This window comes from Allobosea robiniae, from assembly GCF_900102525.1.
In the GTDB taxonomy this organism is placed as follows: Bacteria; Pseudomonadota; Alphaproteobacteria; order Rhizobiales; family Beijerinckiaceae; genus Allobosea; species Allobosea robiniae.
This window is the reverse complement of sequence record NZ_FNBZ01000002.1, coordinates 622,240-637,639: the sequence shown is the minus strand read 5'-3', so window position 1 is coordinate 637,639 and position 15,400 is coordinate 622,240. Positions and strand designations below refer to the sequence as shown.

The 15,400-nt window shown below is 67.3% G+C and carries 18 protein-coding genes and 2 tRNA genes; 13 read left to right on the top strand and 7 right to left on the bottom strand.

Annotation, left to right across the window (positions count from 1 at the left end):
* Positions 1 to 35 precede the first annotated feature (35 nt).
* Complete coding sequence (locus tag BLQ70_RS08795; RefSeq protein ID WP_244511948.1) at positions 36 to 713, top strand: GntR family transcriptional regulator; 678 nt, start codon at positions 36 to 38, stop codon at positions 711 to 713.
* A gap of 146 nt (positions 714 to 859) precedes the next feature.
* Here the strand turns inward: BLQ70_RS08795 and BLQ70_RS08790 are convergent.
* Together BLQ70_RS08790 and BLQ70_RS08785 are read right to left on the bottom strand one after the other, a co-directional pair.
* Positions 860 to 944: transfer RNA gene (locus tag BLQ70_RS08790), tRNA-Tyr, on the bottom strand.
* 256 nt (positions 945 to 1,200) lie between these two features.
* Entirely contained in the window at positions 1,201 to 1,755 is a 555-nt protein-coding gene (locus tag BLQ70_RS08785; protein WP_091856688.1) for an AAA family ATPase, read from the bottom strand.
* A 101-nt stretch (positions 1,756 to 1,856) separates the two neighbouring features.
* Between BLQ70_RS08785 and rlmB the strand changes: the two genes are divergently transcribed.
* From rlmB to BLQ70_RS08770, 3 genes are all read left to right on the top strand, one after another.
* Positions 1,857 to 2,657 carry a 23S rRNA (guanosine(2251)-2'-O)-methyltransferase RlmB gene (gene rlmB, locus BLQ70_RS08780; protein WP_061967105.1) on the top strand — a complete coding sequence of 267 codons (801 nt, stop codon included), beginning with the start codon at positions 1,857 to 1,859 and terminating at the stop codon, positions 2,655 to 2,657.
* Positions 2,658 to 2,931: 274 nt separating this feature from the next.
* On the top strand, positions 2,932 to 4,590 hold the full coding sequence (locus BLQ70_RS08775) for an MFS transporter (RefSeq protein ID WP_170843351.1): 1,659 nt from the start codon (positions 2,932 to 2,934) through the stop codon (positions 4,588 to 4,590).
* Positions 4,591 to 4,761: 171 nt separating this feature from the next.
* Positions 4,762 to 4,836 (top strand) — tRNA-Thr (locus BLQ70_RS08770).
* A 99-nt stretch (positions 4,837 to 4,935) separates the two neighbouring features.
* On the opposite strand, the gene BLQ70_RS08765 is transcribed toward BLQ70_RS08770, so the two are convergent.
* On the bottom strand, positions 4,936 to 5,580 hold the full coding sequence (locus tag BLQ70_RS08765; protein WP_244511947.1) for a DUF3617 domain-containing protein: 645 nt from the start codon (positions 5,578 to 5,580) through the stop codon (positions 4,936 to 4,938).
* A 24-nt stretch (positions 5,581 to 5,604) separates the two neighbouring features.
* Here BLQ70_RS08765 and BLQ70_RS08760 point away from each other — a divergent pair, with 24 nt between their 5' ends.
* From BLQ70_RS08760 to BLQ70_RS08740, 5 genes are all read left to right on the top strand, one after another.
* Positions 5,605 to 5,895, top strand: a complete 291-nt coding sequence (locus tag BLQ70_RS08760) for a hypothetical protein (protein ID WP_061967099.1) — start codon at positions 5,605 to 5,607, stop codon at positions 5,893 to 5,895.
* Between the two features lie 83 nt (positions 5,896 to 5,978).
* Positions 5,979 to 6,485 carry a hypothetical protein gene (locus BLQ70_RS08755; protein ID WP_091856622.1) on the top strand — a complete coding sequence of 169 codons (507 nt, stop codon included), beginning with the start codon at positions 5,979 to 5,981 and terminating at the stop codon, positions 6,483 to 6,485.
* 121 nt (positions 6,486 to 6,606) lie between these two features.
* Entirely contained in the window at positions 6,607 to 7,041 is a 435-nt protein-coding gene (locus tag BLQ70_RS08750) for a hypothetical protein (protein WP_091856621.1), read from the top strand.
* 78 nt (positions 7,042 to 7,119) lie between these two features.
* Positions 7,120 to 8,103, top strand: a complete 984-nt coding sequence (locus BLQ70_RS08745; protein ID WP_091856620.1) for an MBL fold metallo-hydrolase — start codon at positions 7,120 to 7,122, stop codon at positions 8,101 to 8,103.
* A gap of 137 nt (positions 8,104 to 8,240) precedes the next feature.
* Positions 8,241 to 9,014 carry an NAD kinase gene (locus BLQ70_RS08740; RefSeq protein ID WP_061967091.1) on the top strand — a complete coding sequence of 258 codons (774 nt, stop codon included), beginning with the start codon at positions 8,241 to 8,243 and terminating at the stop codon, positions 9,012 to 9,014.
* 12 nt (positions 9,015 to 9,026) lie between these two features.
* On the opposite strand, the gene BLQ70_RS08735 is transcribed toward BLQ70_RS08740, so the two are convergent.
* Complete coding sequence (locus tag BLQ70_RS08735; RefSeq protein ID WP_091856619.1) at positions 9,027 to 10,241, bottom strand: DUF2336 domain-containing protein; 1,215 nt, start codon at positions 10,239 to 10,241, stop codon at positions 9,027 to 9,029.
* The gene (locus BLQ70_RS08730; protein WP_091856687.1) at positions 10,238 to 11,314 is read right to left on the bottom strand and encodes a hypothetical protein; all 1,077 of its coding nucleotides are present in this window, start codon (positions 11,312 to 11,314) and stop codon (positions 10,238 to 10,240) included. The genes BLQ70_RS08735 and BLQ70_RS08730 overlap by 4 nt, the downstream gene beginning before the upstream one ends.
* Positions 11,315 to 11,507: 193 nt before the next feature.
* Between BLQ70_RS08730 and BLQ70_RS08725 the strand changes: the two genes are divergently transcribed.
* From BLQ70_RS08725 to BLQ70_RS08715, 3 genes are read left to right on the top strand one after another with little or no spacing between them, the layout of a single operon-like run.
* Positions 11,508 to 12,005 (top strand): MaoC family dehydratase, encoded by a 498-nt coding sequence (locus BLQ70_RS08725; RefSeq protein WP_091856618.1) that lies wholly within the window; start codon positions 11,508 to 11,510, stop codon positions 12,003 to 12,005.
* Positions 12,006 to 12,010: 5 nt separating this feature from the next.
* Entirely contained in the window at positions 12,011 to 12,889 is an 879-nt protein-coding gene (locus tag BLQ70_RS08720) for an HpcH/HpaI aldolase/citrate lyase family protein (RefSeq protein WP_061967081.1), read from the top strand.
* A gap of 19 nt (positions 12,890 to 12,908) precedes the next feature.
* Positions 12,909 to 13,112, top strand: a complete 204-nt coding sequence (locus BLQ70_RS08715) for a heavy-metal-associated domain-containing protein (protein ID WP_091856617.1) — start codon at positions 12,909 to 12,911, stop codon at positions 13,110 to 13,112.
* Positions 13,113 to 13,119: 7 nt separating this feature from the next.
* Here the strand turns inward: BLQ70_RS08715 and BLQ70_RS08710 are convergent, their stop codons facing one another.
* Positions 13,120 to 13,725: a flavin reductase family protein gene (locus BLQ70_RS08710; protein WP_061967078.1), complete on the bottom strand. Its 606-nt coding sequence runs from the start codon at positions 13,723 to 13,725 to the stop codon at positions 13,120 to 13,122.
* Between the two features lie 4 nt (positions 13,726 to 13,729).
* Positions 13,730 to 14,299 (bottom strand): nitroreductase family protein, encoded by a 570-nt coding sequence (locus BLQ70_RS08705; protein WP_061967076.1) that lies wholly within the window; start codon positions 14,297 to 14,299, stop codon positions 13,730 to 13,732.
* Positions 14,300 to 14,456: 157 nt separating this feature from the next.
* Here BLQ70_RS08705 and BLQ70_RS08700 point away from each other — a divergent pair, with 157 nt between their 5' ends.
* Entirely contained in the window at positions 14,457 to 15,386 is a 930-nt protein-coding gene (locus BLQ70_RS08700) for a hypothetical protein (RefSeq protein ID WP_091856616.1), read from the top strand.
* Positions 15,387 to 15,400: the final 14 nt, after the last annotated feature.

Genomic DNA, 15,400 nt, shown 5'->3' with positions numbered 1-15,400 from the left:
CTGTTGAAGAGATATAAGGGGACATGTCCGCGAGATTGCTCAAGCTCCAGACGACCGACCGCGTCCGCAGCATCACTGCGACGCTCGAAGAGGAGATCGTGCTCGGCTGGCTGATGCCCCGTGAGCGATTGGTGGAGGAAGACCTGGCCGAACGGCTGGAGGTGAAGCGCCATGTCGTGCGCGAGGCGCTGGCCGAGCTCGAAAGGGTCGGGCTGGTGGAGCGCGTTCCCAACCGCGGCGCTGTCGTGAGGCTGCTGGACCCCGGGGACGTCCGCCAGATCTATTCGGTCAGGGTGGCTCTCGAAACGCTGGCCGCCGAGCAGATTCCCCTCCCCGCGCCTGCCGGCCTCGTCTCGCGGCTCGAGGACATCCAGGACACCCACAGCGCTGCGGTGGCCAACAGCGACGCCCGCGCTGCGTTTCGGGCGAACATGACGTTCCACGAGACGCTGTTCGGGGCGTGCGGCAACGGGCATCTCGTCGAACTGATCCAGGCCATGGCCCAGAAAGTCCATGGGGTGCGCTCGATCACCGCTGGGAGCGACCAGCATCTCGCTCTCGCGCGCGACGAGCACCGAGCCATAATCGCGGCAATCGCCGCTGGCGACAGAGCACGGCTCGTCAGCCTGTGCCGCGACCATCTGAGCCCTTCACGCGACGCCTATATCGCCGCCGTGGAGAGGCGATCCGGCGGGCGCCCTTCCCGCGCTTGAATGCTCCCAAGTAAGCGTGATTCCGCATCACATTCGCCGACAGCATTGTCGTCGAGCCGGAAAAATCAGGATCATCCGCAGAAGAGGCAGCTTCGCCAGCAACTTGCGAAGCCAGGCTGCTGGCCGGTTCGCAGTCTGATCGGAAATGGTGGGGGAAGCAGGACTCGAACCTGCGAAGGCATAGCCAGCGGATTTACAGTCCGCCCCCTTTGCCGCTCGGGACATTCCCCCGCCTGCGCCCTTGATCGGCTCTGTGAGCCCAGGGCCACCGATATGTCACTTTCGCGACGACCGGTAGGCGCGGCCGGACTTATGGTGACCGGGCCGCGCCCTGTCAACGGCAAAAAGGCGGATGGCGCGAATTCGTTGTGATGGGGCGCCGTGCCGAAGCGGGGCCGAGCCCGAAGGGCTCGCAAGGGCAACTGCCCGATCGGGGCGGTGAGCGAAACGAACGCGCGCGAGATACGAAAAATCAGTCCACAACCGGTCAATTCCCGGCATGCCCGTGACCGACGATGAAGGCGACCCGCTCGGCAACACTCGCACGGGGCAGTTCGATCAGTTCATAGCCATAGCGGGGATAGGTCTCGGCCATGATCGCGTGGGTCCGCTCCGCCTCGGTGAAATCCTGCTTCCGCTCGGCGTCCTGCGTGAAGATGTCCCGCCAGGGCGGGGCGATGAACACGGTGCGGCGATAGCGCAGCTGCCACGCCGCCCGCTCGACATGGTCGGGAATCGGCAGGCCGCAGAGTGCCAGATACCCGGCGATATCGGGAACGCCACGGTCGAAGAACACGCTTTCCCGCCCCGCGAGCGCCTCGGCATGGCTGCGCAGGTCGGCTGCCAGCATCAGCTCGGCGAACAGGGCAGGATCGGCCCAGGGCAGTCCCCGGCCGCCGATTATTTGCTGGTCGCGGATGATCGCGCGCCCGGCCTCGGGCCGCACCGCGTGACCGCGCCCCGCCAGTGCTTCGATCAGGCTGGTCTTGCCCGAACCCGGCCCTCCGGTGATCGCGATCAGCCTGTCCGTCTCGCCTGGCATCATGGTTCCTGTCCTCGCGGATCTGTTGGCAAAAGGGTGGTTCGCGCTGGCCAAGCGCGCCGCGTCGTGGCACGGCAATCCGGCAATCACTGGAGAGAGCGATGGCTCCGCCGTTCCGCCCGAAACATGCCAGGCCCGCCGGAGGCAGACCTGGCGCCCGCCGCCCCGACGGCCCGCCGCCGCACCGGCCGGGCGAGATCGACGAGGCCGTGCTCTACGGCGTGCATCCCGTCATCGAGGCGCTGAAGAATCCGCAGCGGCGCCACAGGCGTCTGCTCGCCACGGAGAATGGGCTGCGCCGCCTGCAGGAGCAAGTCGAGGTCCTGCCGCTCGAAGCCGAGATCGTGCGCCCCTCCGAGATCGACCGGCTGCTCACCCCCGACTCGGTGCACCAGGGCCTCTATCTCGTCTGCGATCCCCTGCCCTCGCCCGATCTCGACAGCCTGCCGGACGATTGCGTCGTGCTGGCGCTCGACCAGATCACCGATCCGCACAATGTCGGCGCCATCCTGCGCTCTGCCGCAGCCTTCGCTGCCGCGGCCGTGATCGTCACGATCCGGCATTCCCCGGCCGCGACCGGCGTACTGGCGAAATCGGCCTCCGGCGCGCTGGAGCATGTGCCGCTGATCGCCGTGCGCAATCTCGGCGATGCGCTCGATACGCTCGGCAAGCGCGGCTTCCTGCGCATCGGCTTCGATTCGGACGGCGATGTCGCGCTCGACGACGTCTCCCTGCGCCGCCCGCTGGTGATGGTGATGGGCGCCGAGGGCAAGGGCCTGCGCCAGCGCTCGCGAGAGCTTTGCGACCATGTTGCGCGGCTCGAAGTGCCCGGCACGATCACCAGCCTCAACGTCTCGAACGCGACGGCGATCGCGCTTTACGCGGCCAGCCGCCGCAAGTGATCGACCTGCACGGCGCGCCAGGCTGAAAAGGGCGCTAACCCGTCCTTTTCCGGCCTGCATCGGCTCCTCACCGATAGTCTTATAGACGAACGGTGCACGACCAAGTGCCTGATTGCCCCTGCGACAATCCGCGCGCAATCCTCTGAATCGAGCTGGAATGACGGGACTCACCGGCCTTCCGGCAGCGCGGCCATCGTCATTTTAGAACGCGAACCGCGCGAGATGGGGTTGCCGGCATGCCGGCTTCAGGGCTTCACCAGGGGAGACAAGCGCCATGAGCATGGCATCGCAAGCATCGGACTCGCGGGCAGCGCCCCGGCCGATGACCAAGGAGGAACGGAAGGTTATCATTGCCTCGTCGGCCGGCACGGTCTTCGAGTGGTATGACTTCTATCTGGCGGGTTCGCTCGCCGCCAACATCGCACAGACCTTCGTGCCCGGCGACAACGACACGGCGAAGTTCATCTTCGTGCTGTTCGGCTTCGCCGCGGGCTTCGCGGTCCGCCCCTTCGGCGCCCTGTTCTTCGGCCGCCTCGGCGACATGATCGGCCGCAAATACACCTTCCTGGTCACGATGACCGTGATGGGCATCTCCACCTTCATCGTCGGCCTCCTGCCGAGCTTCCAGACGATCGGCTATCTCGCGCCCGCCGCCTTCATCGTCTGCCGCCTGCTGCAGGGCCTCGCGCTCGGCGGCGAATATGGCGGCGCCGCGACCTATGTCGCCGAGCACGCCCCGATGGGTCGGCGCGGCTTCTACACCTCGTGGATCCAGACGACCGCGACGGTCGGCCTCTTCCTGTCCCTGATCGTGATTCTCGCCCTGCGCCTCAGCATGTCGCCGGAAGCCTTCGCGGCCTGGGGCTGGCGCATTCCGTTCCTGCTGTCGATCATCCTGCTCGGCTTCTCGATCTGGATCCGTCTCCAGCTCTCCGAATCGCCGGCCTTCGTGAAGATGAAGGAAGAAGGCACCCATTCGAAGGCCCCGCTCTCGGAAGCCTTCGGCAACTGGCAGAATGCCAAGATCGGCCTCATCGCGCTGTTCGGTGGCACCGCCGGCCAGGCGGTCGTCTGGTACACCGGCCAGTTCTACGCGCTGTTCTTCCTGACACAGACGATGAAGATCGACGGCACCACCGCCAACCTGCTGATCGCGCTCTCGCTGCTCGCCGGCACGCCGTTCTTCATCCTGTTCGGTTGGCTCTCCGACAAGATCGGCCGCAAGCCGATCCTGCTGGCCGGCTGCCTGATCGCCGCCCTGACCTATTTCCCGCTCTTCACGATGCTCGCGAAGACCGCGAATCCGAAGCTCATCACCGCGACGGAGACCGTCAAGCTGGTGCTCACCTCCGACCCAGCCCAGTGCGGCACGCTCTTCGACCCTGTCGGCGTGCGCACCTTCACCAAGCCCTGCGACGTCGTCCGCCGCACCCTGGCGACCAACTCGATCCACTACGATCTGGTCGCCGGCCCGGCAGGCTCGCCGCTCAAGGCCTCGATCAACGGTGCCGACGCCCCGGCGACGGCCGCCGAGCTCGTCACCGCCGCCCAGGCCGCCGGCTATCCTAAGGCCGGTGACCCGACCATCCTGAAGACGCCGACCATCGGTCAGGTCCTGACCGACAGCCGCGCTCTGCAGGCCGCGGGCATCCTGTTCATCCTCGTGGTGTTCGTGACCATGGTCTACGGCCCGATTGCCGCGCTGCTGGTCGAGCTCTTCCCGACCCGCATCCGCTACTCCGGCATGTCGCTGCCCTATCACATCGGCAACGGCTGGTTCGGCGGCTTCCTGCCTCCGACCGCCTTCGCCATCGTGGCGGCTAGCGGCAACATCTTCTCGGGCCTCTGGTATCCGATCATTGTGGCGCTCGGCACCTTCGTGATCGGCCTGCTCTTCCTGCCGGAGACCAAGGATCGCGACATCCTGAAGTGATCATCGCCTGACGGCGATCCGGGCCCCGCCTCCCAAGGCGGGGTCTTTTTCATGGGCACGGATACACAGGCTTGCCCTCGCGCCGCGCGGCTGGTAACCGCTGCTTCGGTCGACTTCGGGGCACATTTTTCCGAGGCGGCAGCTTCCGGCCACAGGGCCGAATGCGACGGCGCCGGCGTAGCACAGCGGTAGTGCAGCGGTTTTGTAAACCGAAGGTCGGGAGTTCGATCCTCTCCGCCGGCACCATGTCCAGACGATCATCCGCGCGGACACCCTCTTCGCCGATATGCCCGTGACGAACGCTCCGATGCGGCACCGCTTGCCGGATCGCGTTCGATTCCGAGCTTACGGCGCGGGCTTCGCCGAGGGCATCGAGATGACCTTGCCGTCCGGCATGATGATGTCGCCGGGCTTCTGGCCGGCCGCGCATTCGCCGAGGCGTTTGGCCTCGACGACCAGCTTGCGCTCCACGGGAGCGGATTGACCAGGCATTCCGCTCAGCTTCGTCGTCCCTTCGGTCCGGACCGACGTCTCGAAATCACCGGTGATGACGCTGCTGCCGGAGGCCTTGATCTGGCCGACCGCGCATTCCGTCTCGACGGCGTAGCCCGTTGCCGTCTTCGTCACCAGCATCTTCGAGCAGGCCCCGGCGGCAAGCCCGCCGACGATCGACTGGTCGGTTCCCGGCCCAACGCATTGCTTCGCGATCGTTTCGCCCTCGTTGCCGGTCGATTTCGTCTCCCACAGCCCGGGCTTGCGTTGCGGAATCTGCTGCTGTGCGACGGCGGGCAGCGCAACGAGAAGACCGAGTGCGGCAATCAACACAGGTTTCATGGGACGCTTTCCGATCTGAAATGGGCGATGTCCAGACAAGACGGGCGCCAAGGCCAGAATGAGGCAGCGCCTCGCAGGGCCGGCGAGACGACCGAGAAAGCGGCCTTGACAGATCGGCTGCTCCGGGAACGTTTGGCAGGCCGGGCGGTTACCCATCCGGTCAAGCTCCGGGAGGCTTCAATGAAGGCCATTGTCCTCATGCTCGCCCTTCTCCTGAATGCCGGAATGGCGGCGGCGCAAACGCGCCCCTCGACGGTCTCGCGCCCCTGTGCGGCGAGCCAGCGTGATGTCCAGGTCAACGGCGCCATCGTGCTGGGGACTGGCGGCTACACCTATGATCGCTTCGTGCGCGATCGCAGCTTCTGCGAGTTCGACGAGGGCCTGGACCCTGCCTTCGTGCCGAGCCGGGACAGCCAGACCTGCTTCGTCGGCTATCGCTGCAAGAGCCAGTCGCGCTGGTTCAACGACTGACGCGCGCTTCCCGCCCGGAACCTCCCGCCTCCCGTGACGTTCCCTTGGGTGGGGCGAAACCCCGGTCTTGCAGGGAGGTTCGCATGCGTCGTCTTCTTCTCGTCACCGCGTCCATCGCGCCATTGCTCCTGGCCACCGGCCTGGCCGCGTCGGCCCAGCCGCATTTCGGCGGCGCCGGCTTCCGGCATGGCGGCGGAGGCTTTCATTCACGCGGCATCGGCATGAGGCCGCACGGTATGCGGCCGGCCATCCCCGCCTATCGACAGAATGCCCGCTCCGGCTGGCATGGCGGCGGATGGGGCTGGCGCCGCGCCGGCCATTATCCCTATCGTGGATATCGCCGCGGCTACCCCTATTGGGGCGCCGCCTCGGGCCTGGCGGCGGCAGCCACGCTCGGCGCGATCGCAACTTATCCGTACGAGCCGGCCTATCCGGTCTATCCGGCTTACGAGGCGATACCGGCGGCGGAGGGCGGCCAATGCAGCACGCCGGTCAAGATCTGCACGCTCTATGAGCCGGCCCCGATCGGGATCGGATGCTCCTGCCGCGTGCCGGGCGGCCGTGCCCGCGGAACGGTCGTCGGTCCCTGAGGTCGGCCGGCCGGCATCGTCATTCCATGGCTGGCCGACAGGCGCGATGATGGGCTAGAAGTCACAGCTTGCGGCGCCGCCCTGCAGCGCGCCGATCTCATCGATCTTTGTACGGACCGGAATGGACGACCGGACTCAACTTCTCTCGCTCGCGGCCCGGTGCGAGGCTTCCAGCAAGCCCGATCGCGAGCTCGATGCCGATATCTACGAGGCGCTGGGCTTCGTCGTGCGGCGCAAGCCGGCACGGCTGGTCAACCGTCGCACGCCGGCCGGCGGCATCTACCAGCATGGCTCCTTCTGGAAGACGCTTGGGACGGTCAGCGCCGATATCGACATCGCCGTGTCGCTGCTGCGGCAGAAGGCGCCGGGCTGGAACTGGAGCCTGCAATGCCTCGCAAGCGACGACAGCCTGGCCTTCCAGGCGCTCGTCGCCGATTGCTCGGGCCAGGGTGTCATGGGCTCGCTCGCGCTCTGTGCCGCCATGCTGCGCGCGCTCGCACGGCGCGGACCGCCCGCGCCCGCCGCCTCCTCGGACCCGCGCCTCACGGAAACTTGACCTACCGACAAGCCCTTGCGGTTGAACGCAAGGCGGCCGCCGCTAGTCTGCCACTCACCCGAGGGGAGAGAACAGACCATGCAGGACACAGATTTCACGCGCCGTGCCGCTCTGGTCGGCACCGGTGCGTTCATTGCCGCTGCAACACTCGATCTGCCCGGGCCCGGCCCGGCCCAGGCACAAGGAATTCCCGTGAACCAGGCCCCCGGATTCTACCGCTACAAGATCGGCGACATCACCCTCACCGCGATCAATGACGGCTTCGGCAAGCGCCCGCTCGAAGGCTTCGTCCGCAATGCCGAGCTCGCTGATGTGAAAAAGGCGATGGAGCAGGCCTTCCTGCCGCAGGACGCACTCAACATCACCTTCACCACGCTGGCGATCCAGCAGGGCGGCAAGCTCACTCTGATCGACACCGGCAACGGCGATTCGGGCGCGCCGACCTCCGGCACCTGGATGGCGAATTTCAAGGCGGCGGGCCTCGACCCGAAGGACGTCTCCAGCGTCGTGTTCAGCCATTTCCACGGCGACCACATCAACGGCTTCCGGCTGAAGGACGGTACGGCCGTATTCCCCAACGCGGAGGTGATGGTGCCGGCGGCCGAATGGGCTTTCTGGATGGACGATGCGAAGATGAATGCCGCGCCCGAGGGCATGAAAGGCGCCTTCGCCGGCGTGCGCCGCGTCTTCGGCCCGATCGCCAAGGACGTGAAGCAGTTCGAGCCCGGCAAGGAGCTCCTGCCGGGTCTGACGCCGATCGCGGCGCCCGGTCATACGCCAGGTCACACCGTCTTCGCGCTGACCTCCGGCAACGGCAAGCTGATGATCATGTCGGACACGACCAATCATCCCGCCCTGTTCGTGCGCAACCCCGACTGGTCGGCCGTGTTCGACATGGACGGCCCGCAGGCGGCGGCGACGCGGCGCAAGCTCCTCGACATGGTCTCGACTGACCGGATGCAGGTCGCGTTCTACCACGCGCCCTTCCCCGCGACCGGGCATATCGCCAAGCACGGCAACGGCTTCGAGATGGTGCCAGTGCAGTGGAGCACGGCGCTCTGAAGCCCCTGACACTTGCCGCAGATACGAGGCCGGGCATCTCGCCCGGCCTTTTTCTTGGGCGGCCGGCCTCGCGGCCGGCTGCCGGGTCATGGTAAGCCTGCCGGGATACTGCCGAGGCTGCCGTTTCAGGATATGTGATGACCGAGCGATTCGGGGCGATCTCCTTCGTCGCCAGCGATACTCCCGAAGCGGAAGCGGCGCTGGCCCGGCTGGTCGAGCGCTATGGCAATGCCGACCCGGCCGATGCCGAGGTGATCGTCGCGCTGGGCGGCGACGGCCTGATGCTGCAGACGCTTCATCGCTTCCTCGGCACCGGCAAGCCGATCTACGGGATGAACCGGGGTTCGGTCGGCTTCCTGATGAACGAGTTCAAGGAACGCGGCCTGCGCAAGCGACTCGAGGCCGCGCAGCGCAGCGTCGTGCATCCGCTCTCGATGCAGGCGGTGGATCAGCACGGCAAGACCGTGCAGGCCCGCGCGATCAACGAGGTCTCGCTGCTGCGGCGTTCCTACCAGGCGGCGAAGCTGCGGATCTCGGTCGATGGTCAGGTGCGCCTGACGGAACTGATCGCCGACGGCGTGCTGCTGGCGACACCGGCCGGCTCGACCGCCTACAACCTCTCAGCCAATGGCCCGATCCTGCCGCTGGATGCGCCGCTGCTCGCGCTGACGCCGATCTCGGCCTTCCGCCCCCGGCGCTGGCGCGGGGCGTTGCTGCCCGACCATGCCCGCGTCTCGATCGAAGTGCTGGAGGCCGAGAAGCGCCCGGTCAGCGCCGTCGCGGATCACACCCAGATCGACGAGGTCCGCTCGGTCGAAATCGAGATCGATCGCAATGTCGATCTCGTGATGATGCACGACCCCGGCCACAGCCTGGACGAGCGCATCCTGCGCGAGCAGTTCGGCTACTGAAGCGGTCCGGGCTCAGGCCGCGTCACGCAGATCGCCTTCGGCGAGTTCGATCAGGAAGGACGGATCGGCCTCGACGAGCAGCGCGAGCGCGGCGTCGTCCGCGAGCGAATCCGCCAGGCCGCGCGCCTCCTCGCGGGCGGCCTCCGCATCCATGCGACGCAGCAGGCCCATCAATCCGTCGACCTCCGGCCCTTCCAGTCTTTCGCAGGCGATCAGGACCGCGCGCAAAAGGCTGCGGTCAATGCCGTTGCCGGCCGCACCGCGATCGAATCCGCGCGCGTTGAGGGCGAGGATGGCGGCCGCAAAGGCCGGCTCCAGCGAAGCCGGAAGCCCGGCCTTGCGGCAAAGCGCCTTCAGCCCGGCGCCGCGCTTGTCGCGCAACAGCGCCGCCACACGCTCTTCGGGCAAGCCGGACAGGGCGACGAAAGCAGCCTCGGCCAGGGCCGGCTCGCCGCTGAGCAGGGAGCGCAGCATCAGCCCGGACGTCAGCCGGCCGGTAACCCTGAGCACCTCGACGATCGCCGGCGCATCGCTGGCTTCGCCACCGGCAGCGAGCGCGACCGCGACCCGCTCGGTCGATTCGCGCGCCAGCCGGGCGCTGCGCTCGGGCGTCAGCCAGCCGCAACCGGTCACAAAATTCGCCAGTGTGTCGGAGACCTTGGCGGCGATGGCCTGGCGCAAGCCGCCCGGCAGATCGGCGCGTTCGAGCAGCGCCTCGCGCAGGGCGCCATTATCGCCATGCCGCTCGATCATGCGCTCGAGCGAGAAATCGGGGATCTCGGCCGTGCGGTTGCCGGCGAGCGTGACGAGCGCCTCTGCACAGCCGACTTCGGCGAGCGCGGCACAGACGCCAAGCGGCAGGCAGCGGCGCATGGCGATGGCCTTCTGGGCGAGCGTATCGCCGATCGCGGCGGCATCGACGAGGTCGGCCTCGGTCAGCACCGGCGAATGCGCCAGGACCAAGGCCGCGACGTCGCTCTGCTCGGCGATCAGGCTGAGCGCGAGATTGCGCGGCGTGCGCATCGAGGGCGCCATCTCCTCGGCGATCGCCCGCCGCACCAGCGGCGAGGGATCGTCGATCAGCGCCATCAGTGCCGTCTCGGCCTCGTGCCTGTCCTCGTCGGACATGCCGGAGCGCAGATAGGCCGCCGCGAGACTGGCGGCACCGCTCGCGCGTGCCTCCGCCGGTGCGGTACGAGCCCAAAGCAGGAAGCGCCGAACGATCATGCTCCGCTCCGCTGAATCATGAAGGAAGACAGGTCGAGCGGCCCGCTTCGTCGTGTCGCTGCCGGCTGCGAGGCCGCCACGGCGGGCTGGGTCAGGTCGGTCGGCCGCGAGGGCGGCAGCGGCGCGTTGACCGCCTTGGCCGTGGCGCCGACAGACGCTGCACCAGCAACGGGATTGGCATCCGACATCGTGGTTTCGCTCTGGCCCGATCGCGGGAAATAGCGCTCGCCACCTTCCAGCGAGGCCATGCGCGTGCCACCACGCGGCGGTGTCGTCCAGAGATTGGCGACGGCCTTCGAGACCGGATCGCGCGAGCCGCCGGTCGAGAACAACCCGACGAGGCCCCTGGCGCGGCCTTCACGCAGCCCGGCAGCCACCTCGGCAACCGGGATATCGCCCTGCCCCGCCTGCACGCTCGGCGTCACGTTGGCCGCGACCTGCGTGCTGGCATGGCTGGCGGCCAGCACCCCGTAGACTTCCTGCACGCTGCGCGCACGGCCGGCCTTGTCGTAGAAGATGCCGCGATTGGCGGCGGCGGCGTCCGGGAAATCGCGCGCAGCCACGCGGCCGGGGTCGCTGGCCACGGTGCGGATCAGGTCGGAGGCGCCGCGTGCGCCGAGCACATGCGCCATGTAGAGCTCGCCGGCCTGCGGCTGTCGGCCGAGGCTCGAGGCAAGCTGGTCGCGATTCTTCTGGGTCAGCGCGCCGGCCATCACGGCCGCGACCTGCGGATCGTTGCGCAATTGCAGAATCTTCTCGCGCGCCACCGGGTCGGAGACGCTGAGGCGCCCGCCGCTCTCGCTGATCGCGTCCGCATATTGCGAGAGGCCCTGCTTGGGGCCCTCCTGCTTGACCATGGCGAGCCATGTCTGCTCGATGAACTGGAACAGCCCCGTCGCGCTCGATGTGCTCGCCTTGGCCGTCGGCTCCAGCGAGGATTCGCGCTGCGCCGTCTTGAGCAGATAGTCGAACCCCGCCCCCGTCCGCTCCGCGCCCTGGCGGATCGCGCTGACGACCGGGCTCGCTGGCTGCGTTTCGCGGCTCTGGCTTGACGGGGTGGTGAAGAGGAACATCGAGACCTTCGGCGGCGGCCTTGCGCGCATTGCGAAGGCACGCCTCGAAATTGCCTCCATTATGGTAAGCGAACCGTTAAGATGGACCTCATGCCGCTGGGGCAGCAGCGCTTTCCGCTTCCCTCCCCGCAGAGGTCCCTCTACGACTTCTCGTTCCGGCTCAGCAGCCGGGATGATGTGGACGGAGGCGTCGATGGCGGATGTGGTGCGTCACAAGCGTGGCGGGATCTATTTCGAGGATTTCCAGGTTGGTGCGGTCATCGAGCACGGCCTGACCCGAACCGTCACGCAGATGGACAACATGCTGTTCTCCAACATGACGCTGAACCCGCAACCCCTTCATATCGACGCGCATTTCTGCGCCACCGAGACCGAATGGGGCAAGCCGCTGATAAACTCGCTGTTCACGCTCGGCCTGATGATCGGCATCTCCGTCAACGACACCACGGTCGGCACCACGATCGGCAATCTCGGCATGACCGACGTCGTCTTCCCCGCCCCGCTCTTCGAGGGCGACACGATCAACTGCACCACCGAGATCGCGGCCAAGCGCGAGTCGCGCTCGCGTCCCGATGCCGGCATCGTCGAGTTCGTGCACAAGGCCTACAAGCAGGACGGCACGCTGGTCGCCCAGTGCCGCCGACAGGCCTTCATGCGCAAGCGCCCCGCGCCTGCCACGGTCGCGGTCTGACCCGCATGCGCTCGCTCCTGTTCGTGCCGGGCGACAGCCCGAAGAAGCAGCAGAAGGGCCTGGAATGCGGCACTGATGCGCTGATCCTCGACCTCGAGGATTCCGTCGCGCTCGACGCCAAGCCGCAGGCGCGCGAGATCACCCGTGCCTTCCTCGAATCGACCCGTGCCCTCCCGAAACGCCCCCTGCTGATCGTCCGTATCAATGGCCTGGCGACCGGGATGAGCGATGCCGATCTCGACGCGATCATGCCGGGTGCACCCGACGCGATCATGCTGCCCAAATCGGAGGGCGGCACCGATGTCGGCCACCTCGCCGCGAAGATCGCTGTGCGCGAGGCCGAGGCCGATCTGCCGGACGGCATGACGCGCATCCTCCCGATCGGCACCGAGACCGGCAAGGGCATCTTCGGGCTCGGCAGCTATGCCCGCTCCTCGCACCGCCTGATGGCCCTGACCTGGGGCGCGGAAGACCTCTCCGCCGATCTCGGCGCCGAGACCAACCGGCTGGAGGACGGCTCCTACGCCGATCCCTACCGCCTCGCCCGCGCGCTGACCCTGTTCGCGGCCACGGCAGCCCAGGTCGAGGCGATCGACACCGTCTTCACCAATTTCCGCGACGACGCCGCCTTCCGGGCCGAATGCCTGGCTGCGCGCCGCGACGGCTTCACCGGCAAGATGGCGATCCACCCGGCGCAGGTCGCACCGATCAACGAGATCTTCGCGCCCTCGCCGGCGGCGCTCGCCAAGGCCCGGCAGATCATCGCCCTGTTCGAGGCCAATCCCGGCGCCGGCGTCATCGGCCTCGATGGCGAAATGCTGGATCGTCCCCATCTGATCAGGGCAGAGCGGCTCGTCGCACGAGCTCGCAAACTGGCTGAATGAACCGCCGGAGACGATTCGAATGACTCAGGTTTTCGAGATTTCAGGGATGCATTGCGGCGGCTGCGCGTCTCGCGTCCAGCGAGCCGCGACCGCTCTCGGCGCGACGGTCACGCTCGATCCGCCGCGCCTCAGCCTGCCGGAAGGTGTCAGCCTCGATGCCGAGGCGATCAACAAGGCGCTGGCGGAGTTGGGGGATTACAGCGCCAAGCCGCTGACGGGTTGAAACGCCTCTACCCGCCGGCCGGACGCGTGATCGAGAACAGGCTCGTCACCTCGGCATAATCGGCATAGCCGCAGCGCGCGATCGGGTTGGCGCCCGCCGTGTCGAAGCGCCCGTCCTTGACGAAGGCATCGTCGATGAAGATGCCCACGACCTGCCCCAGCACCATCCAGCGCGGTACCGCCTGACCGTCGAGGTCGTGCAGTTGCTGGACCGAAAGCAGCTTGCATTCGAGCGCAGCCGGCGTGCCGGCGACGCGCGGTGGCTTGACGAAGCGCGACGGCGCCATCTCCAGCCCGGCATGAGCATATTCGCTCTCGCCCCGTGGCAAGGGGGCCGAAGTCAGGTTCATCGGATGCGCCAGCGCCTTGGTCACCAGCGAGCAGGTGAACTCCCCGGTCTCCTCGACGAAGGCGACGGCATCCTTCTTGTTCTCCGAGGAGAACATCACGATGTTCGGCCGCGACGAGATCGCGTTGAAGAAGCTGTAGGGCGACAGATTGACCTCGCCCTTGGCGTTCAGCGCCGTGATCCAGCCGATCGGCCGCGGCGCCACGATCGCCTTGAACGGATCGTGGGGCAGGCCGAGATCGTCCTTCGTCGCCGAATAGATCATCGCGTCAGGTCCCGTAATAGCTGACGATATCGGCCATCACCGGCCGGTCGCGATCGGTGATCGGCGCCGTCGGCGTGCCCAGATGGACGAAACCGGCCATCCGCTCGTCCTCGGCCAACCCGAAGGCGCTGAGCACCTGCCGGTCGAACGAGAACCAGTTGGTCAGCCACGACCCTGCATAGCCCATGGCATAGGCGGCGACGAGCATGTTCATGCAGACCGCGCCGGCCGAAAGCTCCTGCTCCCAGAGCGGGATCTTGGCATGCTCCCGCGCCCGCGAGACCACGCCGACGATGACGGGCGCATGGAGCAGGCGCTTGCGCTCGAACTCGACCTGATCCTCGCTCGCCTGCGGGTTCTTCTCCCGGAAGATGCGCGCGACGATTCCCGCCGCCTCCTCGCGGGCCGCGCCCTTGAAGACGATGAAGCGCCAGGGCGAGAGCTTGCCATGGTCGGGCACGCGTGCGGCGATGGCGAGCAACTCGTCGAGCTGGGAGCCGTCGGGGCCGGGCGCGGTGAGGAACTGCGGCGGCACGGAGCGACGCAGCTTGAGCAGAGAGAGCGTATCGGTCATGAAACATCCGGACAGTGGCTTTGGAATTGACCTATTCCTTCGCCATGATGAGGACAAGCGGAGCTGCTCATACATCGCCGCAGAGCCGCCGAGGACGAAAAGCATGCTTGAATTGGAGCATTTTCAAGCGAAGTGGGCACCGGTTCGCGTGAAGAGAATGCGACACGACAAAAATCCAAATGGTTTTGAAGCTGGCCGCCGCCTTGCGGGCGCCGTCTTCGCCGTGGCCGTCCTGCTTGCGCCCAATCTCGCCGGCGCCCAGGCTCCCGATCCCGGCCCCGGTGCAGACACCCCTGCCCCCGCCCCCATGCAAGGGCAGCCGGTCGCGCCGAACGGACTGGCGCGCCTCTCCGTCTCCGCCCAGTTCGCGGCCGACCGCAAGCCGATCCGCTCCGGACTGAACTGGCGCGTCGTGAGCGAAAGCGTCGATGGTGCGTCGCCCCGGATCGTCGCGCGCTCCTCCGAGCCGGAGCCCGCCTTTTCGCTGCCGCCCGGCAACTACACCGTTCATGCCGGTTACGGCTTCGCCAGCGGCACGAAGCGTGTCAGCCTCGGCCAGCAGGGACTGCGCGATCAGGTCCAGATCAGCGCCGGCGCGCTCTCGCTCGCGGGTTCGATCGGCGATGCCCCGATCCCGGGGACGCTGCTGTCCTTCTCGGTTTTCGTGCCCTTGCAGGGCAACTCGGAAGGCCGGCTGATCACGAACGGCGCCAAGGCCGGCGAGATCATCCGCCTGCCGGAGGGCACCTATCACGTCGTCTCGACCTACGGAGATTCCAACGCGATCCAGCGCGCCGATGTGAAGGTCGAGAACGGCAAGGTGACGGATGCGACGCTGCATCACCGCGCCGCCAAGGTCACGCTGAAGCTCGTCGCCAGTGCCGGCGGCGAAGCCTTCGCCGGCACTGCCTTCAGTGTGCTGACCCCCGGCGGCGACGTCATCCGCGAGGCGATCGGCGCCTTCCCACAGGTCATCCTGGCGGAGGGCGACTATGTGCTGATCGCCCGACAGGAGGGGCAGGTCTATTCCCGCGACTTCAAGGTCGAGTCGGGCAGCGACCGCGATATCGAGGTTCTGGCGAAGTAGCCTGAGGCGCCCGC